This window comes from Clostridium pasteurianum (assembly GCF_001705235.1).
Taxonomy (GTDB): Bacteria; Bacillota; Clostridia; order Clostridiales; family Clostridiaceae; genus Clostridium_S; species Clostridium_S pasteurianum_A.
In genome coordinates, this window is record NZ_MCGV01000001.1 from 691305 (window position 1) to 716552 (window position 25248).

At 29.0% G+C, this 25248-nt stretch carries 24 protein-coding genes and 2 CRISPR repeat arrays; of the genes, 4 read left to right on the forward strand and 20 right to left on the reverse strand.

Features of this window, described 5'->3' with window-relative positions; all coding sequences use genetic code 11:
• Positions 1-7 precede the first annotated feature (7 nt).
• Positions 8-2554, reverse strand: coding sequence for a cation-transporting P-type ATPase (locus BEE63_RS03185; RefSeq protein WP_066020004.1), 2547 nt, complete (start codon positions 2552-2554; stop codon positions 8-10).
• A gap of 314 nt (positions 2555-2868) precedes the next feature.
• Between BEE63_RS03185 and BEE63_RS03190 the strand changes: the two genes are divergently transcribed.
• A complete protein-coding gene (locus BEE63_RS03190) occupies positions 2869-3174 on the forward strand; it encodes a hypothetical protein (RefSeq protein ID WP_242874661.1) in 306 nt (101 codons plus the stop codon).
• A gap of 194 nt (positions 3175-3368) precedes the next feature.
• Positions 3369-3725: a CRISPR direct-repeat array (repeat unit 30 nt; unit sequence ATTTAAATACATCCTATGTTAAAGTTCAAC).
• A 264-nt stretch (positions 3726-3989) separates the two neighbouring features.
• On the opposite strand, the gene cas2 is transcribed toward BEE63_RS03190, so the two are convergent.
• The 9 genes from cas2 to BEE63_RS03235 form a co-directional block, all read right to left on the reverse strand.
• Positions 3990-4274, reverse strand: a complete 285-nt coding sequence (cas2, locus tag BEE63_RS03195) for a CRISPR-associated endonuclease Cas2 (protein ID WP_066020006.1) — start codon at positions 4272-4274, stop codon at positions 3990-3992.
• On the reverse strand, positions 4274-5254 hold the full coding sequence (gene cas1b / locus BEE63_RS03200) for a type I-B CRISPR-associated endonuclease Cas1b (RefSeq protein WP_066023144.1): 981 nt from the start codon (positions 5252-5254) through the stop codon (positions 4274-4276). Before cas1b ends, cas2 begins: the two co-directional genes overlap by 1 nt.
• 123 nt (positions 5255-5377) lie before the next feature.
• Positions 5378-5872 (reverse strand): CRISPR-associated protein Cas4, encoded by a 495-nt coding sequence (gene cas4, locus BEE63_RS03205; RefSeq protein ID WP_066020007.1) that lies wholly within the window; start codon positions 5870-5872, stop codon positions 5378-5380.
• Positions 5873-5916: 44 nt separating this feature from the next.
• A complete protein-coding gene (locus BEE63_RS03210) occupies positions 5917-8151 on the reverse strand; it encodes a CRISPR-associated helicase/endonuclease Cas3 (protein WP_066020008.1) in 2235 nt (744 codons plus the stop codon).
• 15 nt (positions 8152-8166) lie between these two features.
• A complete protein-coding gene (gene cas5 / locus BEE63_RS03215; RefSeq protein WP_066020009.1) occupies positions 8167-8880 on the reverse strand; it encodes a CRISPR-associated protein Cas5 in 714 nt (237 codons plus the stop codon).
• 2 nt (positions 8881-8882) lie between these two features.
• On the reverse strand, positions 8883-9812 hold the full coding sequence (gene cas7i, locus BEE63_RS03220) for a type I-B CRISPR-associated protein Cas7/Cst2/DevR (protein ID WP_066020010.1): 930 nt from the start codon (positions 9810-9812) through the stop codon (positions 8883-8885).
• A gap of 1 nt (position 9813) precedes the next feature.
• Positions 9814-11556 carry a hypothetical protein gene (locus BEE63_RS03225; protein ID WP_066020011.1) on the reverse strand — a complete coding sequence of 581 codons (1743 nt, stop codon included), beginning with the start codon at positions 11554-11556 and terminating at the stop codon, positions 9814-9816.
• A gap of 8 nt (positions 11557-11564) precedes the next feature.
• Positions 11565-12260, reverse strand: coding sequence for a CRISPR-associated endoribonuclease Cas6 (locus BEE63_RS03230; protein WP_066020012.1), 696 nt, complete (start codon positions 12258-12260; stop codon positions 11565-11567).
• Between the two features lie 65 nt (positions 12261-12325).
• On the reverse strand, positions 12326-12532 hold the full coding sequence (locus BEE63_RS03235; RefSeq protein ID WP_066020013.1) for a helix-turn-helix transcriptional regulator: 207 nt from the start codon (positions 12530-12532) through the stop codon (positions 12326-12328).
• Positions 12533-12968: 436 nt separating this feature from the next.
• A CRISPR array of direct repeats spans positions 12969-14505; the repeat unit is 30 nt; unit sequence ATTTAAATACATCCTATGTTAAAGTTCAAC.
• 253 nt (positions 14506-14758) lie between these two features.
• Between BEE63_RS03235 and BEE63_RS03240 the strand changes: the two genes are divergently transcribed.
• Complete coding sequence (locus BEE63_RS03240) at positions 14759-15358, forward strand: Crp/Fnr family transcriptional regulator (RefSeq protein ID WP_066020014.1); 600 nt, start codon at positions 14759-14761, stop codon at positions 15356-15358.
• Between the two features lie 64 nt (positions 15359-15422).
• Positions 15423-16229, forward strand: coding sequence for an SDR family oxidoreductase (locus tag BEE63_RS03245; RefSeq protein ID WP_066020015.1), 807 nt, complete (start codon positions 15423-15425; stop codon positions 16227-16229).
• A 702-nt stretch (positions 16230-16931) separates the two neighbouring features.
• On the opposite strand, the gene BEE63_RS03250 is transcribed toward BEE63_RS03245, so the two are convergent.
• Entirely contained in the window at positions 16932-17606 is a 675-nt protein-coding gene (locus tag BEE63_RS03250) for a ComEA family DNA-binding protein (RefSeq protein ID WP_066020016.1), read from the reverse strand.
• Positions 17607-17739: 133 nt separating this feature from the next.
• Here BEE63_RS03250 and BEE63_RS03255 point away from each other — a divergent pair, with 133 nt between their 5' ends.
• Positions 17740-19026, forward strand: coding sequence for a D-alanyl-D-alanine carboxypeptidase family protein (locus BEE63_RS03255; protein ID WP_066020017.1), 1287 nt, complete (start codon positions 17740-17742; stop codon positions 19024-19026).
• Positions 19027-19121: 95 nt separating this feature from the next.
• On the opposite strand, the gene BEE63_RS03260 is transcribed toward BEE63_RS03255, so the two are convergent.
• The 9 genes from BEE63_RS03260 to rplU form a co-directional block, all read right to left on the reverse strand.
• A complete protein-coding gene (locus BEE63_RS03260) occupies positions 19122-20036 on the reverse strand; it encodes an RluA family pseudouridine synthase (RefSeq protein ID WP_066020018.1) in 915 nt (304 codons plus the stop codon).
• Positions 20029-21246: an LCP family protein gene (locus BEE63_RS03265; protein ID WP_066020019.1), complete on the reverse strand. Its 1218-nt coding sequence runs from the start codon at positions 21244-21246 to the stop codon at positions 20029-20031. Before BEE63_RS03265 ends, BEE63_RS03260 begins: the two co-directional genes overlap by 8 nt.
• A 10-nt stretch (positions 21247-21256) precedes the next feature.
• Positions 21257-21826, reverse strand: coding sequence for a bis(5'-nucleosyl)-tetraphosphatase (symmetrical) YqeK (gene yqeK / locus BEE63_RS03270; RefSeq protein WP_066020020.1), 570 nt, complete (start codon positions 21824-21826; stop codon positions 21257-21259).
• A 14-nt stretch (positions 21827-21840) separates the two neighbouring features.
• Entirely contained in the window at positions 21841-22443 is a 603-nt protein-coding gene (gene nadD / locus BEE63_RS03275; RefSeq protein WP_066020021.1) for a nicotinate-nucleotide adenylyltransferase, read from the reverse strand.
• Positions 22444-22461: 18 nt separating this feature from the next.
• On the reverse strand, positions 22462-22758 hold the full coding sequence (yhbY, locus tag BEE63_RS03280; RefSeq protein WP_066020022.1) for a ribosome assembly RNA-binding protein YhbY: 297 nt from the start codon (positions 22756-22758) through the stop codon (positions 22462-22464).
• 10 nt (positions 22759-22768) lie between these two features.
• Entirely contained in the window at positions 22769-24043 is a 1275-nt protein-coding gene (gene obgE / locus BEE63_RS03285) for a GTPase ObgE (protein WP_066020023.1), read from the reverse strand.
• Positions 24044-24194: 151 nt separating this feature from the next.
• Positions 24195-24497: a 50S ribosomal protein L27 gene (rpmA, locus tag BEE63_RS03290; protein WP_066020024.1), complete on the reverse strand. Its 303-nt coding sequence runs from the start codon at positions 24495-24497 to the stop codon at positions 24195-24197.
• Positions 24498-24501: 4 nt separating this feature from the next.
• Positions 24502-24876, reverse strand: a complete 375-nt coding sequence (locus BEE63_RS03295) for a ribosomal-processing cysteine protease Prp (protein WP_066020025.1) — start codon at positions 24874-24876, stop codon at positions 24502-24504.
• Positions 24877-24878: 2 nt separating this feature from the next.
• Positions 24879-25190: a 50S ribosomal protein L21 gene (rplU, locus tag BEE63_RS03300; protein ID WP_066020026.1), complete on the reverse strand. Its 312-nt coding sequence runs from the start codon at positions 25188-25190 to the stop codon at positions 24879-24881.
• Between the last annotated feature and the right edge of the window lie 58 nt (positions 25191-25248).

A 25248-nucleotide genomic window follows, 5' to 3' on the forward strand; every position in this document is an offset into this window, starting at 1 on the left:
AGAACTTTTATTCTGTAAATAATTTTTTACCAAAAATCACAAATACCTGTAATCCTAAAACTACACCTATAATTTTAATTTCGTAATAACTAAGGTTATTAATTCCAAACATATAATTTCCAAAGTTACTTAAAGCTATACCTAGCTGCAAAATTAAATTTAAAGTTATTACAACTAAAAACCATATATTTTTTTCAAATCTATTAAATAAACCATAAACAATCTGCTGAAATATAACACACCAGAACACAAATGTCTGTATATTAACATCACTAAAAACAATGCAGCTTCCTAAGACTAAAATTGCTGGAAGAACACCATTAAATAGTATTGAAAATAAGCTAATATCTAATAAATTATCCTCCTCGAGATTAAAATCATATTGAGATATAACCTTTTTATAATTCAAGAAAACCGCAGCACTATTAACCGTAATGCTGAAAAATAGTACCCATAAAATCTCAAAAGCATTAAATTTTAATGAAATACCTTTAAGCATGAATATCAAGAATAAAATTACCAAATTAAAATTCCAAGTTAAAATGTATTTAACCATATCTTTAAAGGCTATAACAAACTTTCTGCTGTCCACAATTATATTAACTATGGACCACATGTCATTTTCTCCAAAAGCTACATCACTTAACTTTTCAACTATTTTATTGCATTTTTCACCATATGAAATAGACAAATTTGACTCATTTATTGATTTTAATTCTGTCAATTTTGAGCCTGAAGTTAAAACATTATAATTTAACTCTTTTAAATCAAGAACTACATCTCTTTTATTTTCTTCAGAAGCTCTCGAATAAATGGTAATATTATCTACACTGTTTTTTATTTCCTCCTGCGACATATTGTCCATTTCAACCCCTGCCAGCACACAGTTAGCACCACTATATATATTAAGATTTTTTGCCATTGCCGCAGCAGTTAGCTTTCCATCTTCCGTAAATATAATGGGCTTTATGGAGTTTGCAATACACCTTTCAACAGCAATTTTAGCATTGCTTTTAAATATACTTTCAAAACCCATCAAACCCACAAATACTAAATTACTTTCTATATTTTCATCAGGACTTGGATTATAACTAAAATTTCTATATGCAAGAGCCATAACATGAAGACATTCATTACTCATCTTCATATCCGCTAGTTTTATATTGTTAATAACTTCATTTGTAAGTTCTCTTTCAACACCATCAATCATATAATGCGTACAATTTTTTAATATAGTATCAACGGGTCCTTTAACATTCGCCCTGTACCGTCTTTTAATTTTATTTACTGTGGTTTTAATTCTTTTATTTCTATTATATGAAATTTCAAAAATCCTCTTTGACGGCTCCAGCTCCATTTCCTCTTTTTCAATAAATTCTAATATTGCCCCTTCTGCATCATTGAGGGTTGCATTAGAATTTTTCTTTGAGCCATAATCGTTGCACATAAATCCTATCTCAAGCATTCTTTTAATATTGCTATTTACTTGGAATTTATTATCACAATTTCTTACAGATTCGTTGTCATAAAATTTCCTAACATACATTTTATTTTTAGTAAGTGCCTCTTCTTTATCCGTTACAATTGCATTTATTTTAGATAAATTTTCAATATTGGAAAGTGATTTTAACTTTATGTGTTTAGATTTAAAATGTAAATTTATAATTAAAAATATTGCATATAATACAAATATCACATTTACCGATGCACCTGAAAAAATCACTATTGAAGCCGCATCAATTGAACTATTTAAAGCTACATTACTTGAACTCATATAACACATAACTACAATCCACGCTGCAAAAGAAAAAATTGCCAGAGCATTCATTACCTTTTTAACATTTTCAAGTAGGAAATTACTGCTCTTATCTATATCAAGGGTAGTTGCCATTGTCTTTCCAAATTCAGTCTTATCACCTACTGCAATTACTATCCCTTCTCCTTCTCCTTCACACACAATTGAAGATTTAAAAAGCATATTCCTCATCTCTGATATTTCAAGATCATCACCGTATATTTTAGCAGAGAATTTTTCAATTATACTTTCATCCCCTGTAACATTTACTTCATTGATCTTTAAATCCCTAGCATCTATTATTCTTACATCCCCCGGGATAACATTTCCCTTAGAAAATGCAATTATATCACCTACTACTAAATCCTCAGCATTAATGCTTGTAAGCTTTGCATTTCTAAGCACATTTACTTTTCTAGAATTAAAGCTTTCAACATTCTTAATGGATTTATACATCATATAGTTAGGAATTAAGCTTACTATTAGCGCTGCTATATCCATAGCCAATACTACAATACAGTATTCTATTCTCCCTGCATATGCAAGCGTAACTGCACAAAACATAAAGAAAATAAACCACGGATTGACAATTTGCCTAAGCATATTTAAAGTTAGCGTTTTATTTTTACTACTTACTATCTTATTACTTCCATAAGCTTTCCTATTGTTTATAACTTCTTCATCGCTGAGACCTCTAATGTCATTACTCCTAAATAAATTGACAATGTCTACAGCTGCCAAACCATACCAATCTGACACGTTCTATCACCCCTACCACAGTGGAAACTATAAATTATTTAATATTTTTTTTAATACAATACTATTTTAATATTAAAACGCAGAAAAATAAAGTGTTAAGACATTATTATACCATTGCAATATATTAATTATCGAAACATCAAAGAATTTATAAAGGGCAACATTACAATACATAATAAATTTAAGCATTCTTATTTTGAAATTTTATTGAATTCGGAGTGAAGTTTCCGGGGAAATAATTTGAGGTTAATGGTAACTTTTATATAATTCAACTATTAATATGAAACATATAAATTATAAAATAACATACAATAGTGAATAGTAAAAACAAGGTTGGATATAATAATATAAAATCAGAGGAAGGTGAATATATTTTGGATAAATTAAGTATAGTTGGAATTCTTGTTGACAAGAGAACAAAATCTGCGGCAAATGTTCAAGAAGTGTTAACCAAATATGGTGATAGCATTATTTCTAGATTTGGAACCCATGATCCAGGCGAACATGATCATGGACTTATAACTTTGAATTTCCGTGATAAAGAAGATAAATTAAAATCAATGATACATGATCTCGAAAATATTGATACTGTAGTAGTAAAATCTATTAATATGAAGTAATTATATTAAAATCAACTATAATCTTAACAATTATAAAAATACATGACATAACACATAAATATTGTGCAATATCGTGTATTATTTTTTTATTAAAAACTGAGCTTATCAAAATTATACTGACTAACATAACCATTCTAGAGCCATGCATAGCTATAGTGTGATTTTCATAAATTCAATAGCCGAGTAAATCAGAACAATAAATACATCTTATGTTAAAGTTCAACTATGAAATGGTATCAATACTTAAAAATATGAACCAATTTAAATACATCCTATGTTAAAGTTCAACGTGTCTCATTGATATGTTCTATATTATCTTTCCTATTTAAATACATCCTATGTTAAAGTTCAACTTCGTTTCTCATTTTTCTCAAGTACGTCACCATTCTATTTAAATACATCCTATGTTAAAGTTCAACGGGAACAGCTAAAAATGCTCCAAGAAGATTATAAAAAATTTAAATACATCTTATGTTAAAGTTCAACATAATGTAGTTTTTTCATTCATAAACAGCACCTCAATTTAAATACATCTTATGTTAAAGTTCAACTTAAAGTTCAACCTCATGCTCTTTTACTTCAGCATTAGATTGTATAACTTATGTTAAAGTTCAACTTAAAGTTCAACCACTGTAAAATAGCCATTACTTGTTTTCATTATACTCTCCTAACCCGCATCAATAAAGGATTTCCTTAAAATTTTTCCAACCGGTTTTCATTTTTTTGAAATTTACACAAAAAAGTGCCTCAATACATTGATATACAATAGATTAAATCACTTTCATTTATTGCATCAGTTGGAAAAATTCATTTAATTATAGTATTAAATCCTCCGTATTCTTTTCGTTTATACCTAAAGTCTCCTCATCAAAACAATCACCATTTATAAGCTTTATTATTGTTACAAAATCCTTACCTTCAATTATTTTATTGATTTCACTCTTTAGTTTTATGAGATTAGCCGGGGTTATGGTACCTCTAAACACAGAGTTCTGATGGTGATGAAAATACTTTTTGCAGATCTTAAACACCTTGTTTACCCGCTTTTCATTTACATCATAAAATAAAAAGGCATAATTGAAATTAAAATTTTTTCGCATTAAACCATCTCCTTCAGATTGAATGGCTTAAATTTTCTGCCTTCAAGTATAAACTTTATAAGCTTGTATCCATCTAATTTTATTGCAGTTCTATAAGATATCTTCCTTTTTAATTTACTATGCTGAAAAACTTCATCAAATCTTTCCTCTATGGCTTGTACAAATATCCTTTTTCCAGCAGTATTTAGTAGGCAATAGTTATACTTTCTATCAAAATGCTTTGTAACCTGAAGCTTTTTAGTATTTACAAGCTCAAATATAGTCTTATATACTATTGCTGGCTTGAATACTTCCGATAAATCTAAGCTTAATGAAAATCTGCCCTCAGAAGGTTCATGTAAAAAACTTATAGTTTGATTTAAATGTGTATTGTAAATTTGGGCCACAGTTTTAGAATACAAAATAGAATTACCAAAAGAAATAAGAGCATTCATAGGATTATCTGGTGGTCTCTTTACTCTCTTATTAAACACAAAATTCTCTGGAAGAAAATATTTAAAATTGCCATAAAATCTTTGCCAAATTTCTCCCTCTACTCTAAGTATCTGTTTTATATTTATCTTATCATTTTTCAAATATAGAGGAACAGCACTTTTTATCCAATCTAAAGTCTCCTTAAGTTCACCTTTGCCATGTCTATAATAATGATATAAAACCTCATATATGTTATCTGCAATTCCCTGTACAAAGGCTTTTGCTATTACATTTCTTTTATTCAAAAACGCCTCAGCCTGCTTTATGGTCAAATTGCCACTTACAAGATTCTCTTTAGGATAAAATGTCCCACTGTAATATCCATAATAATTAAAGAAATGAATTATTATACCTGCTTTAGCTGCTAAATCCAAAAACTTGCTGTTGACATTCACTTCATTCATACAGTATATTTCTTTTACTGATTCTATAGGCAAATAGGAATTACCCTTTTCATTTTTAAATAATATAGAATTATCTTTTCTTTTAATATCTCCCATACTCATAATATATTTTGTTCCACTGCTCACTACCTTCACTTCCTCATCAGCTTATTTATAGATTTCTAATTATTCATACTGAATCACAGTCCTTTAAAAATTAAATAATTAAAATTTCATCCTAACCTCTTATACATAACAGTATTCATAATACGCACACTTTTTGCATTTCTTAACTTCATAGGTTTTAGGCGGCATATCATTTCCCATAAGTTTTTCCATATCTGTCTTTAATTTTTCTAATTTCTTTTCTAGTTCTTCCGTAAGCTCAATATATATTATTTTTTTCTTTTGTTTGTTTTTTTCTTCAAATTCAATTTTACCTTTTCTCTCAATACCCTTGTCCTTTAATATCTTTAAATATAGGAGTACCTGCCACTTAACAGCTTCTACATCAACATCAGATTTTTTTATTTCAACAAGATATTCATCAGTTATCTTATCTACTTTTACATTATCTATTGAAATTTCAGTATTCTTTTTGCCCTCACTTTTAAGCTCATGAAGTACTTTGCCAATGTGAACATCCTCGCTATTATCTTCAAGATTAATCCTATTTCCATGAAGCCAAAATTGACGTTTGCAGTGAAAGTAGTAGTTTATTAGCGTTCCGTTTATTTTCATACATATCACCTGATAAATTTTTTAATATTAATATTTTGCATTAGTCATTCCCCCAAAAATAAATCCAAATCTTTTATATTAGGCATTTTAACTCCTGTATCATAATTATATTTGAGGTTTAAAATATCATAACGACTTTGACCAAATTTATCATCAATTAAATATCCTAATTCTGGTCGTGCCAAATATATTGGTAACGACACTGTATTTTCATATTCAAAACAATTTTTATCATAATCATCTTCTAATATAAAATCTTTTTTAGGAAATTGAATGTCCCTTAAATTATAAAAATCATCACTTTGCTCTATACCATGAAGATTTTTTATAATTTTATCAAACATTTTATAACCTGTTGTAAATTTATCTTGGATTTCATCCTCGATTCTTTTATCACCGTATAACATATCATATACAATATTAAGCCATTCATTATACTTGCCTATTGTAAATAATCCTTCTTGAATAGTATCATAAGTTATCTCAAGCAATTTATAGTAATAAGGTTTCTCTTCTACCTTTTTAAAAACAAATACCTCTCCTAACTTATTTATATTTTTATTTCTATTTACTCTTCCAAATCTTTGAATTAGTGAATCTATTGGTGCATTATCTGTATACATAACATCAAAATCTATATCAAGAGATATCTCTACAACTTGGGTTGCAACTAAAATAAAATGTTCATTATTTTTTAACTTATCATATATTTCATCTTCTTTTCTTATTCTATCTTTCTTCTTAAATTGGGAATTATATAAAATTATATCCTCTACATTCTTATTCTTTAAATCTTTATAGGTTTTTACTGAATTCTTAATATTATTTCTAACTATTAAAACATTGCGTCCAGAATTGTATTTATCAACAATTATATCCATATTATTGTCTATGGAATCATCTACCTTATATATATAATTTGCTTTTTTTGAAAATAACTTTTTATCTGTAATAATTGTAAATCTATCAATGCCTATTAACTTTTTAGTTTTATTAGGTATTGATGCACTCATAATACAAACTGGTACTTTATATAAATTGCATATTTCTAAAAATCGTTTCATAAATCCCATCATTTTAAAATCATAAGAATGAACCTCATCTATTATTACAGATGACTTAATAAAATTAAGCATGGCTATATTATATCTTCCTATATTTAAAAAATATTTAAATAAACTATCTATGGTAGATATAGTACAGCCCTTATTAAATGTTTGAGAAAATAAAATATTGCTGTCACATTTATTATCAATTTTTCCATTTTCTTTTTCGTATTCCTTTTCTAAATAAACCTTAGATGATCCATGAATAAGTCCAGTATTATTATGAAATACGCTTTTAGCCCTTTCATAAAGCTTATTTGATGTAGTTTGAGTTGGCAGTGTATATATAATTTTACCCCAATTACCTTTTAAGTTTTTTACTCCCCACAAAAATGATCCTTCTGTTTTTCCTTCTCCTGTAGGTATTTCAACAAGTACATTTCCTTTAAAATCCGAAAGCATGCTTTGAAAATTTCTAGGAACAAACTTTTCAATTTTTAATGATTTAGACAATTCCTTATAAATATATTCTTTGCTCGGTACACCATTAAATTCTATTTGAGGCATAGTCCTATTAAATTTTGCTGAAGCTATCCAATCTGACAAAGTCAATATCCCAGTTACATATGAATATAATACTCTTAGCTTTATATGATTGTTGCATTTTACCAATTTATGTGAGTCTATACACCCATAAGTACATCTAATAATATTTGAAATTTCTTTTAACGTTGCTTCTTTATACACAAAATTATATTTACATTCTTTTCTCATATACTTCTCATAAGCATATTTATATTTATAAAAAAATTCTTCAGCATAATTAATAAATTCAAATTTAAATGTATTTCCATCTTCTGCAGTTTTAAATGAGCTATCCTGATTAAATACTGTATGATGCGTTAATATAATTAACATAAGAAGATTCACATTATTAAAATTAAAGTCATTAATTCTAATAACTAAACTTGCAGAATAAAATGAATGATAACTTTTATTTTTATTATCAATAGTTTTTTTGAATTTATCAGTAGCTTTTCCTATATCATGAAAATAAGCCGAAAAGAAAATTAAATCTTCAATCTTTGTTTTATCTACTCCTGTTTTTTCAGAAATAACATTTAATTCATCATCATGAATTAAGTTTAAAGCTTCCTCTATAACATTAAATGTATGTTCATCTAAACTTTGTTTTCGTCCATCTTCGCTCTTTTTAGCCACCACTTCACACATAATAATTCATATCCTTTAATAAAAAATTAATCTATCGTCTCCACATATAAAACTTTTAACATTATTTATTTGTACATAACAATTTAAAAATTCAACTTGTTTATACACATCACTGCCTTTTCTAGCAGATCTAACTCCTTCATTTTCTCCAATCTCATATTTTAGAGGCACTTCATTGGCTGTAGGCATTTCAACTGCATCAAATAAATCTTTTATTTTAACTTCATATTCATACCCTTTATCCATAAAAACTGAATTTATAACATCAGATTTATTTTCCTTGATATCAACATTACACTCTACATCATATATTTTAACGATTTCATCATCCAAACCAAGCGACGGAATTGACTTGGGATATAATAAAGCACTATATATATCTTTACTTAATTGTTCATTCTCTAGCATTATATAAATTGTATATTGGGCATTAAAAAGATGATCTCTCCTTATAATGCTTTTCCCATGCATGCCAGATTTACTTTCAAATGTTTTATATGTCCACAAATCTTTTACTTTGCCATTTATATTGTTTATGATAACTGAGATTTTTATTGTATCATCATTTAAAATTTTATAAAAAAACTCTTCTGGCTTTTTCATTATATTAGTTATCATTCCTAATATAGTAGTTTTGGGAGGAGCCAAAAATGTTTTTTGATACGTTCTGAAAAAAGGCACTCTAAACGAATTAAATACTCCGTCTACTTTGAATTTTATAATATGCACTTTTATTCAGCTCCTACCTTTAAAAAATCAAACGCCTCTGTTATGCTACCTATTTCAATTCCTCCATCTTTAACAATTTTTCTAATTTCATCTTCATTTTTGAATATATTTTTTGAAATTCCAATCCTTACTCCATCTATAACAGCATTATTGTCTTGTATTTCTTCCATAATGCTTTCAATGGCTAATTCATTATAATCGTTTATAGTTATACTATTTAGCAAAAACGGATTACCTGTTTTCTGCTTTATAGCAACAACAAACTTTGGTGATATATCCTCTAGATTTCTTGCCTGTTTAGCACCACCATTGAAAAATCTTATAGAATCTGTTAGTTTATTAATTCTGTTTTTCTTTTCACTTTCATCAAGCATAGGTATAACTTCATAATTATATTCGTTTATGTCATTTCCTATTTTGTCTATATCAACAATTATATTACCTCTCATATAATTTAAAGTATCTATTTCTATTTGAACTATATTCCCACTCTTGTCTTCTCCCTCTTTTGAATATTTTTTTCTTGTCAAATAGTCATATTGACCCCCATACGGAAAGATAGACACCATTGGAGCAACTTTAACCGGTGACCATCTTCTTCCACCTTTAGGAAACATATATCCAAATAAATCAAGATCACAAAATTCTTTGTACATTAACTCTTTATTTTTGAATTGCCCATTTTTTATTATTTTATCATTTAATTCAAGGAAATCCGGCTCTCCATCTTTATTAACAGCTGTTACCCTTTCGCCAAGTTGCATTAAGGTGTTCTTTAAATATCTCCTTAATGCCTGCCCAGATATATAAGCATATTCGTTACCCTGATTATCCATTATCTTTTTAATAGGTGTTATGTTTCCTCCCATACCTTCACTTCCATTTAACGATGCCAAATTAACTTTTGATATATACGAAATATTATAAAACATTTTATTTTCCTCCTTTTAATCCCTGTAATTTTTTAGCACTATTTATTGATCTGTATTTATTAATAGCATATATCGCTATATAATCTCTTATAATTTCCCAATCTTCTGATTTTTCCTTTTCACTATTTATTGCTTCAAAAACTTTTTCTAAGCTATCATTAATTTGCTTTGAAAATTTCACTAATGCTTCATTCTTCAAAATAGTAAATTCTAAATCCTTAAAATATGCTATCATCTGTTTTTTATTTTTAATATTTCTCAATTTAAATAGTATATTTTTTCCGTCCTTTCCTACATTAAATGCATAAATTCCTATACCATTGCCCATATCTTTTGATATTTCATGTAAATTCATAATATGTTCACCTCTTCCTATCTCTTTTAAATACATATTCTCAAAACAATATAATCCTGGTCCTAAGCTTTTTCTGTCATTTTTTAATATTTTGAAAGAGACATTATAATATGTTTTCCTCAGATCAAAAAATTTTAATAGATTATCTGCAAATCTCTTAATATTTAAATTAACCTTTTCGTTGCTATTTTTAGACATACTTATTGATGTAATTAAATCAGCAAGATACTTAAACATCGTATAATCCGAATACTCTGTTTTCATAAGTTTTTTTAGGAATGAAATCATTTTGTATGTTTTACGATATTCATCAAGACTTGATTTCATATCACCATCTTGAGTGTAACTCACAAAACTTATCTTAATTAAATTCTTATATATATTTTTTTCTTCTTCATCAATCATATCTTCACTGGTATTATTATCTTCTTCTAAATGAACCATATATGAAGTAAAATACATAAAAAGCTTTAATTCAAATTCATTTATACTTTCTGATATATAAAAGTTATCATTTTTTTTTATTTCATCATAATAAAGTTGATCAGATAATCTTAAATTTGTTGGAATTGTTTTTACATTACCTTTTTTGTCTATTACCCGAATAGGATCATCACTTATATTTAATCGTGATTTCACATCATATAACGTTAGTAAATCATTTGAATTAGGATAAATAAAATAATTAACATTATAATACCTCTTTATTTTCACCCCAAACCAGTAAATAAGTGCATCCCATTTGTCTATTAAATTATCCTTATTTAATAACATATCTCTAAAACAATCTCCACCATCTTCAAACTGATGTATTTTAGAATCATATGTAAATATATCCCCTTTTACCAAATATTTAATATATCTATCAATTGCTTCATTTTTGCTCATAAATACTGGTATATTACACTTGTTTTCAATTTTAAACTTAGTACCCTTTTTAAAAATTTTTGTATCCGCTTTTATATCAGCATTACCAATTCCATGTTTATCCGCAAACTCAATATATATATCAAATATTTCTTCAGTACTTTTTCCTATATCAACCGGTGTTATATATTTATATAAGTATTTAACATCGTTTCCTGATGACTTTCCTCTAATATCATATCTGTTACTATACATAAAGCATTCATTATCTTTATCCCAATATAATCTATTATTTTTTGTTTTAAACACTATATCATTATCGCGTATAAATTTTTCTAATATTTCATCATAGTAGTTTCTTTCTTTATCACTTAGGCATTTAATTTCCAAGTGATTTTGTGTAAAATTGCAATCTAAATCTTCAAAACTATTTTTTTCTAGCTGCATTTTCAAATTAATTAAACCATTATTATAAAATACATCTTTTGTAGTAAATTTTTTAATAAATAAATCATTAATCAAATTAAAATTCACCTCCAATACGGTTCACAATACCCCGCACCTAATGCTGAGTTTTTTTCTGCCAATCCCGCTCCCAAAGCTACAAATGCCAGTTTCTGTGATTTATCATCATCATTAACTTTTATTTTGAATTTATTTCCAAGTAGGGTAATGTTTTTATAAGTATAAGGTATAGGCTGTAAATTCAATATTTTTAATTTTTCAACAAAATAATCATCTACTTGTCCTATTTCTTTTCCAAAAAAGAACTTATATTTCTTTTCTGCGTTGGCATGAATCCTTTTAATTAATGTCAATAAATCATTATTTTTAAGCCATGGTTTACTATCTATGGTTACTATTGCCGGAGTAATTGTTCGTATAAATTTTATTTTTTTCTGTTGAATTATTTTTACAGATACTGAAATAATTTTTAAATTTATATTATCATAATCCTGAAAACAGTTTTTTATATTAGTCATAAAATCTTCTTCAAAAGTTCTTAAGCAAAAAATATATAGCCTATTAGCCTTATATATACCCGCTTTTTCAACAGGCATAAAATTATTAAAAACATACTTATATCTCTTTTGCTTATGATATTTCATTAATTCTTCACTTTTCAACATAGCTGAACTGATACTCTTCCCTATAATTTCACTAGTTCTTGTAAACTTTAAATCTTGCTTCAAAAGCACTGTTACTTTCATTTCATAATATTTCAAGATATCCCCTCTTTCGCACCAATTATTTTACCACGCCAAGTGATATAACGTTTACAAACGTTATATCACTTCATACGATTTTTATCAATAGTATATCCTCCATTCCTTCCATATATTGTATTAATATATATGCCTGCATCCTCCAGGTCAACTATATACTTCCTTATTGTACGCTCACTTAACCTTAATCTGAACGCTAATTGTTTTGCCGTTAATTTTTCTTCTCGATGTAATAGCTCTATTATCTTAAAAGCTTTTGCAATTTTATTCATTATTGTTCCTCCTTACATTTTTATTTACGTAATAATTTACCTATCAATGAATTATATTTATATAATAACACATAAAGCGGAAACTTTTATTATATTTTAATTTTTTATTTCTACATCTCATGTTAAAGTTATTATGAGCTTTACGTAAATAAAATACCCATCAATTTTAAATACATTTCATGTTAAAGTTCAGAAGCGCAAAATCCAACTATACTTATTTATCATTATACTCTTCTATCTATTTAAAATAAAGAATTTTATTTAATTTTTTCAAACACTAAAATAACACATTTATATAATAAAACTATCTGCAAATATCATTTTCCGCAATTTTTTTAATCTTGATTTATACTAACATTAATTTATTCTGTATCTGATTTTTATGTTAACAAAATATTCAAATTTTAAAGACTATCTAATACAATATTCCCTTCCCTTTTAAATACATCCTATGTTAAAGTTCAACATATAGAGATGGAGGAAACTTGCATTATAGATGAATTTAAATACATCCTATGTTAAAGTTCAACAATGCTGTACGGACTAAGTTTTCAGTGCAACACTAATTTAAATACATCCTATGTTAAAGTTCAACGCAACTGAACCCAATGCAGTAGATTTATATATCTAATTTAAATACATCCTATGTTAAAGTTCAACTGAATCTAATGGTTATTATTCTGAGTCAGTATATTTATTTAAATACATCCTATGTTAAAGTTCAACTATTTTTTCATTTTCATATTTTTTACATAATTTAATTTAAATACATCCTATGTTAAAGTTCAACCATATAGCATTATTTTTTAAATAACCCTGTTCATAAATTTAAATACATCCTATGTTAAAGTTCAACTAAAACTAATCGCTCCACTAGCAATAGCATCATTATTTAAATACATCCTATGTTAAAGTTCAACAAATATTGAGGATAAAATTTTCTATTGGCTGAAATAATTTAAATACATCCTATGTTAAAGTTCAACCTTAACTTAAAATAGATTCCTGCAAAAGTTACTACTATTTAAATACATCCTATGTTAAAGTTCAACGCTCGAATTGCTGGTGAAAAAGCACTTGCATTTTACCAATTTAAATACATCCTATGTTAAAGTTCAACACAGAAAATGAATACTCAATTCATAACGTCAGGTTAATTTAAATACATCCTATGTTAAAGTTCAACCAATAAAGAAATATGGTATAAGGATTATAATAATAAATTTAAATACATCCTATGTTAAAGTTCAACGTGATATTCATAAAAGGGAGAAGGATGGGAATTCAATTTAAATACATCCTATGTTAAAGTTCAACTATAGGTAAGAGAAATATTTAAGGAATGGTGATAGTAATTTAAATACATCCTATGTTAAAGTTCAACTTGAAAGCAGTAAAACAGCAGTATTTGTTGTTTTACCATTTAAATACATCCTATGTTAAAGTTCAACAAATAGTTTAATACCAAAACACTTAAATACTTTAATTTAAATACATCCTATGTTAAAGTTCAACATGATGCGGGTTCAGCTACCTCTAGCTTGTACAAATTTAAATACATCCTATGTTAAAGTTCAACGCGGGTAAAGATAAAGTTGGCAAATTTCTTTTGCTATTTAAATACATCCTATGTTAAAGTTCAACGAATACGCAATAGTGCAGTCAAAAGAAACTGATTCAAATTTAAATACATCCTATGTTAAAGTTCAACTCATTATGGCTAACTCCCTGCGTGGCTTTCTGTAATTTAAATACATCCTATGTTAAAGTTCAACAAAGTCGTTTAAATGCAGTGGTTAGTTCAGTGACAATTTAAATACATCCTATGTTAAAGTTCAACTGGCTTAAGATTGTCTGAACTATGCAACATTAATATATTTAAATACATCCTATGTTAAAGTTCAACTAAACTATATTCAGAGTGATTCCAGTATTCTTAACTGATTTAAATACATCCTATGTTAAAGTTCAACCACTGTAAAATAGCCATTCCTTGTTTTTATTATACTCTTCTAACCCGCATTAATAAAGGATTTCCTCAAAAATTTTCCAACCGATTTTCATTTTTCACAAATTGCATATGAAAAATGCTTCAAACCATTGCAATTCAATAGCTCAAAGCACTTTAATTTATTGATACGGTTGGAAAAATATATCTTAAAATACATTCTAAAATGATATAATTATAAAAACATTTGAATTAAATAAAAGAAATGAGGCCTGTAAATGAATGAAAATATATATCATGACTTATTTATAAAGTTTTCAAGAAACATTGGAATTTATTTGGACGAAGAAAATTTCGCTTTACTCAAGAGTATTTTTAAGCCAAGATTATTGAAAAAAGATACATTTTTCCTGCAGGGAGGTGAAAAATCCTCGGAAATAGGCTTTGTTATAAATGGAGCTTTTCGTTCCTACTATATTGATAAAAATGGTAACGATATAACAAAATATTTTTATTCAGAAGGCGGAATACTACTTTCTTATGTAGCATATTTGAGTAAAAGTGAGTCTATGTATACTATACAGGCATTAGAAGATAGCGAAATTCTTGTAGCTAAAATTTCTGATTTTGAAAAAATAGTTGATGGAAACTATAAGATTCTTCTATTCTATAAAAAGGCACTGGATAAAATTCTTGTTATGAAGGAAGAACATGCTAGTAGCTTTAAGTTATTAAATAGTGTGGGACGATATAAAAAATTTCTTGACGAATATCCTAGTTTGGAAAATCGTATTAAACAATGTCATCTTGCTTCCTATTTAGGAATAACCCCTGTGTCACTTAGCAGAATAAGATCAAAATTAAATCTTAACAAATGATAATGCAAATATTATGCACATGATTTATGATGTAGCTAAGCTTTATTAATGGAGGTTAGTTACTATGGAAAATAAAGAAGTTGTTTTAATTACTGGATGTTCTACAGGTATTGGACGGGAGCTTTGTAAGGTATTATTTGATAAGGGATATATAGTTGTCGCTACAGCTAGAAAAGTTGAAACTTTAGAAGATTTACCTGCGTCTTTGAAGCTCCCTTTAGATGTTACTAAAACAGAGTCTATTTATAGTGCCATAAATGAAATAAAATCAAAATTTCAAAGAATCGATATTCTCATAAATAATGCAGGTTTTTCACTTAGAGGTGCTTTAGAGGAAATTAACGTTGAAAAGGCAAAAGATATGTTTAATGTAAATGTATTTGGAATAATTAATATGATTCAGGCAGTTGTTCCAGAAATGCGTAAGAATAAATCAGGTAAGATTATAAATCTTGGTTCAATTTCAGGAAAATTTGCTCAACCAATTAACGGTATATATTGTGCATCAAAATTTGCAGTTGAGGCGTTAAATGATACACTGCGTTTAGAGCTTAGCAGCTGCAACATTCAAGTAACTGTTATTGAACCTGGCGCTATAAAAACCAATTTTTTTAAAACCTTGGCCAATAATTCAAATGATGTCATATCAAATCCTGATTCTCATTATTGGAATTTCTATAAACATGATATTCAATATAGAAGCAAGCAAAATTCAGCTGATCCTAGAAAGGCAGCAGAAGATGTAACCCGTATAATTTCAAAAGAACATCTTCGTTCACGTTATAAGATTGTTGTTCCATTTATGCACAGCATGCTTACGCATTTTCCTGATTCCCTGAAAGAATATTTTTTAAAAAGGGCTTTAGATTAATCTAAGGCTCTCCTTAATAAAAGCTTTCCTTGAAATTTGTCCAACCAATTTTCATTTTTAGGGCATTGCATGTAAAAAGTGCTTCAAACCATTGCAATTTTATCATTACAAAATATTATTACAATTCAACTATTGTTTACATAGAAATAACCCCAGTTATATACTGAGGTTATTATCTATTTCGTTTTCATCTAATCTATCCTAATTTAGTATAGTTTCTATTTTTCAAAAAATCAATGGATAATATATTCCAATTGATAATTATATTTGCAAAATTATCATACTCGTCTATAAGTATCATACCGACGTACCTCATTTTTAAAACTCATATTTATATAATTAATTATTTGCATTATAATGCCTGATAACATTAAATTTTATAAATATATTGATTAAAAATACATCTTATGTTAAAGTTCAACTACTGTAAAATAGCCATTCTTTATTTTTATTATACTCTTCTAGCCCGCATTAATAAAGAATTTCCTTAAAATTTTCCAACCGATTTTCATTTTTCATAAATTGCATGTAAAAATCACTTCAAAGCATTGCAATTCAACATCTCAAAGCACTTTAACTTATTAAGACGGTTGGAAAAACATATAAATATTTATTACCATAACTCAGGACTTATCATTACTTTTTTTGCATGGAACTCCTAGATCCTTGAAATCATATGCACTCTCGTGCAACTTCTATATATCAATTTATAGTAACATAATCCATTAAGTCCTTTCCCCTCTTTGGGCCTATAGCTTTCTGAAGATCCTCAGCGGAGTTTATCCTGCCTCCATTTTTTTCTCTGTAATCCACTATCTTTTTTGCAAGACCTGCGCCTATGCCTTTGATTTTCTTATTTACAATATCCTCAGCTGTTGCAGTATTTATATCCAGCTTTTCATCCTGTGAAGCGCCGCCTGAACCTGAAGTTTGAGATGCTGCTTGAACTGCCCCAGAAGAGTTTCCAGCTGAAGCCGCCTTATTTGTAGTTTCACCCTGCGCCTTCACATATATATTAGCACCATCTGTCACCTTGGCAGCCCCATTTACACTAAACTTATCAGCGTTATCAGCAAAACCTCCGGCAGCATTAATCAAATCCTTGATTCTGCCGCTGCCTTTTAGCGTATACACTCCCGGGTTTTTCACAGCTCCAAAAATTTGAGCACTTACATTCTTATTTTCATTTTTATTTTCGTTTTTAGAAGCACTGTAATTTTCCTTACTTTTGTTCTTGCCTGTAACTTCACTAACTGCTTCGTCATATGAAGCTCCATTTTCATCATCTTTATTTTCTACCTTATATCCTACAAAAATCATTATCGCAAATATAACCACAAGAGCTATTGAACCAATAAAAACCTTCTTATTTTTCATCGTTACACAATCACCACCAATTTTTACCTTTATATTTGGTATTTTCGACCACTTACATATTTTTAAACATAAATTTTTGCCACATATATTTTTTTTTGGTATACTATTATTATGAATTTTTTAGGAGGATACAATGAAAAAGATATTTATATACATAACTACAGTAATATTTTTAATCTCGAGCATCAAATTTGATGTACATGCGATGCCAGAGCCTCCAAAAGTTTCTGCTGATGGTGCTGTATTAATGGATGGTAACAGCGGTGAAATTTTGTACGAAAAAAATATGGATGCTGCTTATCCACCTGCTTCTACAACTAAGTTAATGACAGCGCTTTTAACTCTTGAAAATTGCAAATTAAATGATAAAGTAAAGACAAGTGATGATTTTACTAAAAAGTATCTTGCTCTAAGGGATGGCAATACAATAAATGTTGGAGATGGAGAAGAGTTTACTGTACATGATCTTTTATATGCTCTTTTGCTTATTTCCGCTAATGATTCTGCCGTTGCCCTTGCAGAACATATAAGTGGCTCACCAGAAGCCTTTGCAAAACTCATGAATAAGCGAGCAGCAGAACTAGGATGTACTGACACAAATTTCAAAAATCCAAATGGTTTATTCGATAAAGACCATAAAACTTCTGCTAAGGATTTAGCTCTAATAATGAGAGAACTTTCTAAAAATCCTGAGTATAAGACAATTTCGACAACACTTAACTATGAAATGGCACCAACTAATAAGATGGATGCAGCTCAGACAAAAAAATCCAGAAACTTCTGGAATGAAGATAAATTAGTTTATAAAAATTCACGCTGCTATTATGACGGATGTATAGGTGGAAAAGCCGGTTATACTATTCAGTCACTTCACTCATTTGTTTCTGTAGCTTCAAGAGGTAATGAAAAACTTGTTGTAGCATTTATACATAGCAAAGATAAAACATTTTATGATGATACGAAAGCCTTGTTTGATTACGGATTTAATAATTATGAGCAGAAAAAATTATTTTCAAAAGGTGATGCTGTTCAAAATTATTATGCAGATGATATGAAAATACCTCTTATTGCCACTGAAGATTATTATTATTTAGTTCCAAAGGGTTCTAATCCTAAGATTAAATACTCTATACCTAATAACTCTTTAAAGGAAAAGTATTTCAAAAAAGGTCAACAGATTTTAGCAGCGAATGTTTTTATTGATGGCAAAAAAGTAGCTGAACCTTTAAAATTAAGCAGCGGTATAGATAACCTTAAATCTAAAGATAAAACTATTATTTCAGGTTACAGTTATGACAATTATAAAACATATATAGGCTATGGTTTATTATGCTTGCTCCTAATAGCTGGTGGTGCAGCAGCAGTCATATTAAAAAAGAAAAAAGAAAAAAAAGATAGTGATATAGATTTGTATCTATAAATTAGTTGTAATTTAAATTTTATGAGAACGTACATAGATTTGTATAAAAATCTGGTACGTTCTTAATTTTATAAAGAAAGTGCAGAATGAATATATCATTCTGCACTTTCTTTCATGTTCTCTATAAGATTTTCAATATCCTGAGGAAGCTTACATTCAACACTTACTATTCTGCCATCTCTAGGATGTGGAAACTGAAGCCTATATGCATGCAGTGCCTGACGGTCAATTAAGTCACTTTCCGTTCCATAAAGACTATCACCTATTATAGGATTGCCAATACTGCTTAAATGCACTCTAATTTGATGTGTTCTCCCTGTTTCAAGTGAAAGTTTAACCTTATCACCTGTTTCGTATCTTTGGAGGACTTCGAAATGTGTTATGCTCTTCTGTCCTCTATCATCTATTACTCTCCTTATAGGCTCATCTTCAGCCTTATAAATGGGTTTATCTATAGTACCCTTGGAATCATATAAATGTCCACTTATAACCGCTATATACTCCTTTTTAAAGGAATCTAGGTGCATATCTCTTGCAAGTGCCATGTGAGAAAATTGATTCTTTGCTACCAGCACCAGACCGGAAGTATCCATATCCAATCTATTTACTAATCTAACAATGCAATTTTCACCCTTTTCTTTAAAGTAATATAGTAAGCCATTAGAAAGAGTTCCATGCTGATAATTTTTTGTTGGGTGAACAATCATTTTAGGGGGTTTATTTATAACTATTACATCTGAATCCTCATAAGCTATGTTAAGTTCCATTTTTTCAGGCTCTACATTCTGGCTTTCAACCTTGTTTACATCAACTTCAATTTTATCTCCCTCAGATACTCTGTAAGATAACCTAACTACTTTTCCGTTTACAAATATTCTTTCGCCAAATGCTGCTCCCCTTACAAATCTTGTGGAAAATCCATGAACCTTCTTTAAATAATCTCTTATTTTAAAATTTTCATGCTGTTTTTCTACAAAGTAAACAAGTCTATTATTATCTTCTCTATTCACTAAAATCTTCTCCCTGAAGTATAATCATGTCAAATTTATCTGTTTTCTTGCCTACTAATTCTATATCATCGACTTTTAGTTTGCTTTTTATATACGGTACATAATCTTCAGGTATACCATATAAAGTTACCTTGGTCTCTTTAACAGGCTTTTTAGGATAATTACCTGTAGTTATGTCATTTCCTAAACCTTTCTTAACAAGTATATCTTTATACTGTTTAGCAAGTCCATTTTTCTCTGTACCATTTAAAATTTCAACTTTATATGCCTGACTCGGAATATTTACTTTTGATGTCTCTCCACTTGAAAATATAGCTTTATTTTCACTTTTATTATAGACAAAATAATTGATACCATCAATGTATGCATTTGCTCCGCTGAGTGTAGTTACTTTTAGATTCTGACTCTTTACAGCTGCTAAAGCTTTGGCATACTTGTGCATATCCGATATGGACATATTAGTTGTCACATTCTTAGCGGCAGTTTTCAAAATAGAAGGCATTTTAAATATCATCTTTCTACTTTTTAGTTTATCCATAACTGCTGCCATAAATGCATGTTGATCTCTTATTCTAACTAAATCGCTGCTTAAGCTATCCTTGGAATTATTATTTTTTTCCCATCTTACAAAATCCTCTGCTTTTACTCCGTCTAATGTCTGATTTTCACCCTTATTAAGATGTATGTGAATTTTACCATATGGGTCATCATAATTCATTTTATTATTTATATTTACATTTACACCGCCAAGTGAATCAACTATTTTTCTGAAGCCAGCATAATCAAGCTGCAAATAGTAATTAACTTTAATGTTGAAATTTTTGTCTATGGCGTTAACTAAATATTTAGGACCACCTATGGAATTTAGATCATTTATCTTTTTAGCTTTCCCATCTACTAATACCTTAGTGTCTCTAGGGATGGACACTAAACTTGCAGTTTTAGCTTTAGGATCATAATGCACAATCATTATAGCATCATTTCTCTTTTCATAACTTCCAAATTCGTTTTCCTTACGCCCATCATCCATACCTGTAACCAAAATATTTACAGGTTCATTTTTTTCAGGCTCAACTGCCTGTACATTTACATTTTTAGAATTAGTGCTAGTACTATATAATGATACATAAAAAAAACTTCCAAAACCAACTGCTGCACATATCAAAACAAAAACACAAATTATTATTATTCTTTTTTTATCAAAAACCATAAAATGACACCTACTTTCTTTGCGAAATGAGATAATTTCTAGCCTCTATCGTATTGTGATGAAGAAAACCTTTCTTACCAATTACAAATTTAATAGTATTATCAAAAGCCAATAGAAGTGCATCATCTAGATTTTCAAATGCTGCTTTTCTAAGTTTATCTACACCATTAAAATCTCTGGTTGGCTCAATATAATCTGCTATATAAATAATTTTTTCTAAAAGTGACATGTTAATTTTGCCTGTAGTATGAAACTCCACAGCATTAAGCACTTCTTCATCTTCTATCTCCATTAAATTTTTAGCAATTATTCTGCCTGCAAGTCCATGGAAAAGAGATGGATTTCTTAGTGCTATATCGTCTAATTTATAACCATTTTGAGTACATATTTCAACGATTTTTTCATCCGATAGTTTTTTAGCACAATCATGTACAAGCCCTGCCAATTTAGCTTTCTTGGTATCCCCATTATATTTTTCTGCAAGCTTAACAGCAGTATCCATCACTCCTAAGCTGTGCTTAAATCTTTTTTCTCCTAAATTGTTCTTCAAATAATCTATAATTTTATCATATGACCACATACAAATATACACCTTCAAACATAGAGTTTATTATTTTTTATTATATCGCAAATTTCTTTAGGTACCAAATCCCCTATATATTCATTTCTTCTAATTTTTTGCCTTATTATGGTAGATGATATATTTATCGGCTGAATATCCAAAAATACTATGCTATTGCTGTATTTTTTTTCCAAATATTTTTCTTGTTCTACAACTTGACTTCTTCTATATCCGGGTCTATTGAATACAATAAACTTACACAATTTAAGTATTATATCTGGATTCTTCCACGTATCTAGTTCCATGAGACTATCAAGCCCTGAAATAAAAAACCACTCCACATCTTTTTCTTTTTGTGAAAAATATTTAAGTGTCTCGTAAGTATAACTAACTCCGCCCTTTTCAATTTCATAATCACTTACTTTAAATTTAGGAATACTCTTAATGGCTTCCTGTACCATAGAATATCTTATGCATGCTGGAGTTACTTTTTTTTCATCCTTATGTGGAGGATTTCCCGAAGGTATAAATATTACCTCATCAAGGTTAAATCTTTCTAGACTTTTATATGCTATATTCAAATGCGCATTATGAATAGGATCAAATGTTCCACCAAAAATAGCTTTTTTCTTCATTTTATCCCTTCTTCTGCACTACCTACTAATAAGTTCGATTTTAGGCTTATTTTTTGATTTTCTGTATATAACAAGCTTTTTACCAATTGCCTGTATTCCCTCGCAGCCTAATCTTTCACATAAAACGCCACTTGCTTCTCTTGGTGTAATACCACTATTTTCAAGAACATTTATTTTTATAAGCTCTCTAGCCTCAAGTGCATCATCTATTTGTTTTACTAGAGAATCTTCTATTCCATTCTTACCTATCTGGAATATAACCTCCATATTATTTGCCATACTTCTTAAAAAGGCTCTTTGTTTACCTGTTAGCATAAATTTCCTCCTACTTTAAAAATTCAAATTCAAAATCATTAAGTCTTACAATGTCTCCATCTTTTATTCCCATTTTATCTAATTCATTCATTATACCTTTGTTTCTTAGAACCTTATGAAAATATTTAAAGGAGTCTGGTTCATTTACATTTACACTTGCAAGAAGTCTATCTACAAAGCTTCCTTCAACAATGTAAGTATTCTCTTCTTTCCTTATTGTATAAGTAAAATGCTTATCCTCTGGTACAAATTTTTCTTCCTCAGGTATTTCCATATCCGTAATCGGAATAGTACTTAAAACTCTAGCACACTCTTTTAAAAGAGGCTCTACTCCCATTTTAGTTGCAGCAGAAATTTTAAATACACTATTATATCCTAACTTTTTAAGTTCAGCCTTAAATTTTTCAAAGACTTCATCGTCATAAAGCATATCTGATTTATTTGCAACTACAATTTGAGGTCTATCCCAAAGCTTTACATTATATTTTTTGAGTTCTTCATTTATTTTCATAAAATCATCTAGAGGATCTCTTCCCTCTGAACCAGATATATCAACAACATGAACTAAAAGTCTTGTTCTTTCAATATGTCTTAAAAATTCAAAACCAAGACCTACACCTTCAGATGCACCTTCAATTATTCCAGGTATATCTGCCATTACAAAGCTGCTAATTCCCGGAACATCAACTACTCCAAGGTTTGGCGTTATAGTTGTAAAATGATAATTAGCAATTTTAGGTCTTGCTTTAGACGCTATAGAAAGAAGTGTTGACTTTCCAACATTAGGAAATCCAATAAGTCCAACATCTGCTAAAAGCTTTAATTCTAGACTTATCCATCTCTCTTCTCCAGGCATACCCGGCTGTGCAAAGTTAGGTGCCTGCCTTGTTGGAGTACAAAATTTTACGTTTCCTTTTCCGCCTCTTCCACCTTTTACAACTACAAATTTATCATCCTTATGAGCTAAATCTGCCATTATCTTATCTGTTTCTACATCTTTTATTACTGTTCCCATAGGAACTTTTATATAGAGGTCTTTACCATCTCTGCCATAGCATTTTGCGCCTTGACCATTTTGGCCTCTTTCCCCTACATATTTTCTTTTATATTTAAAATCGAGAAGTGTTGTCATATTGGAATCTGCTACAAGAATTACGTCTCCGCCTTCTCCTCCATCTCCACCGTCTGGTCCTCCAAGCGGTGTATATTTTTCTCTTCTAAAGGATATTGCACCATCTCCACCGTCTCCGGATTTAACAAAAATCCTAGCTTTATCTACAAACATAATCTCACCTTTACCTTTAATAATTTATTTATTAATTCACTTACATATATCACATAAATTTTAATACGTCATATATAGTTATTATTAGTATTTTAAATGTTTTTATAATCTAAATTGTAAAAAAGCACCCTTAATAAAGGGTGCTTAAGATTTATTCTGCTGCGCTTTCCTGAATTTCAACTGGATAAACGCTTGCATATTTCTTATCTTTTCCGCGTTTCTCGAATTTAACTAGTCCATCAGCTTTAGCAAAGAGTGTATCATCTTTACCTTTACCTACATTCACACCTGGATGAATTTTTGTTCCTCTCTGTCTAACAATTATGTTTCCAGCTAGAACGAATTCTCCATCAGAAGCTTTAGCTCCAAGTCTCTTGGATTCACTATCTCTTCCGTTTTTAGAACTACCCATTCCTTTTTTGTGGGCACATAATCTAAGATTAATTGTAAGCATAAAATTACACCTCCTCCACACTAACCTTTATATAACTGCTATAGCTTTCCGCTAAATTTTCAAAGCCTAATAACGTAGTCTCCATAAGAACCTGTGTCTGCTTAAGATCATCTGAGCTCAAATCTTTAAGATTTAACCCTATATGCCCTTCTTCAGCCGAATACTTTACTTTCATATGTAAAACATTTTCCATACCTAAAATGCATACTTGACCTAAAACTGATACGGCACTACAGACTGCATCATCATATACCATCCCTGTTTCTCTATCATAATTTTCTAAATATATGTCATCACCACTGGCCTTACGGTCAGCATGACCCTTTATGGAATAAGAAACCAGGTTTTGATTTTCTTTTTTAAAAACCACATCAATCATAATTATGCTTCAATCTTTTCAATTACAAGTTTAGTATAAGCCTGCCTATGTCCTGCTTTTCTTCTATAGTCCTTTTTTCTCTTATACTTAAATACGATGACTTTCTTGTTTTTACCTTGAGCTGCAACTTTTGCTACAACTTTTGCTCCATCAACAACAGGTTTTCCTAAAACTAAACCATCTTCTTTTGAAACTGCAAGAACATTATCAAGTTCAACTTTTGAATCAACTTCAGCTTCAAGTTTTTCAACGTAGATTGTATCTCCTTCTTGAACTTTATACTGTTTTCCTCCAGTAGCTATAACTGCGTACATTAACAAACACCTCCTCATTTACGGCCTCGCCATTAGGGTACACAATAAATTGTGTTTA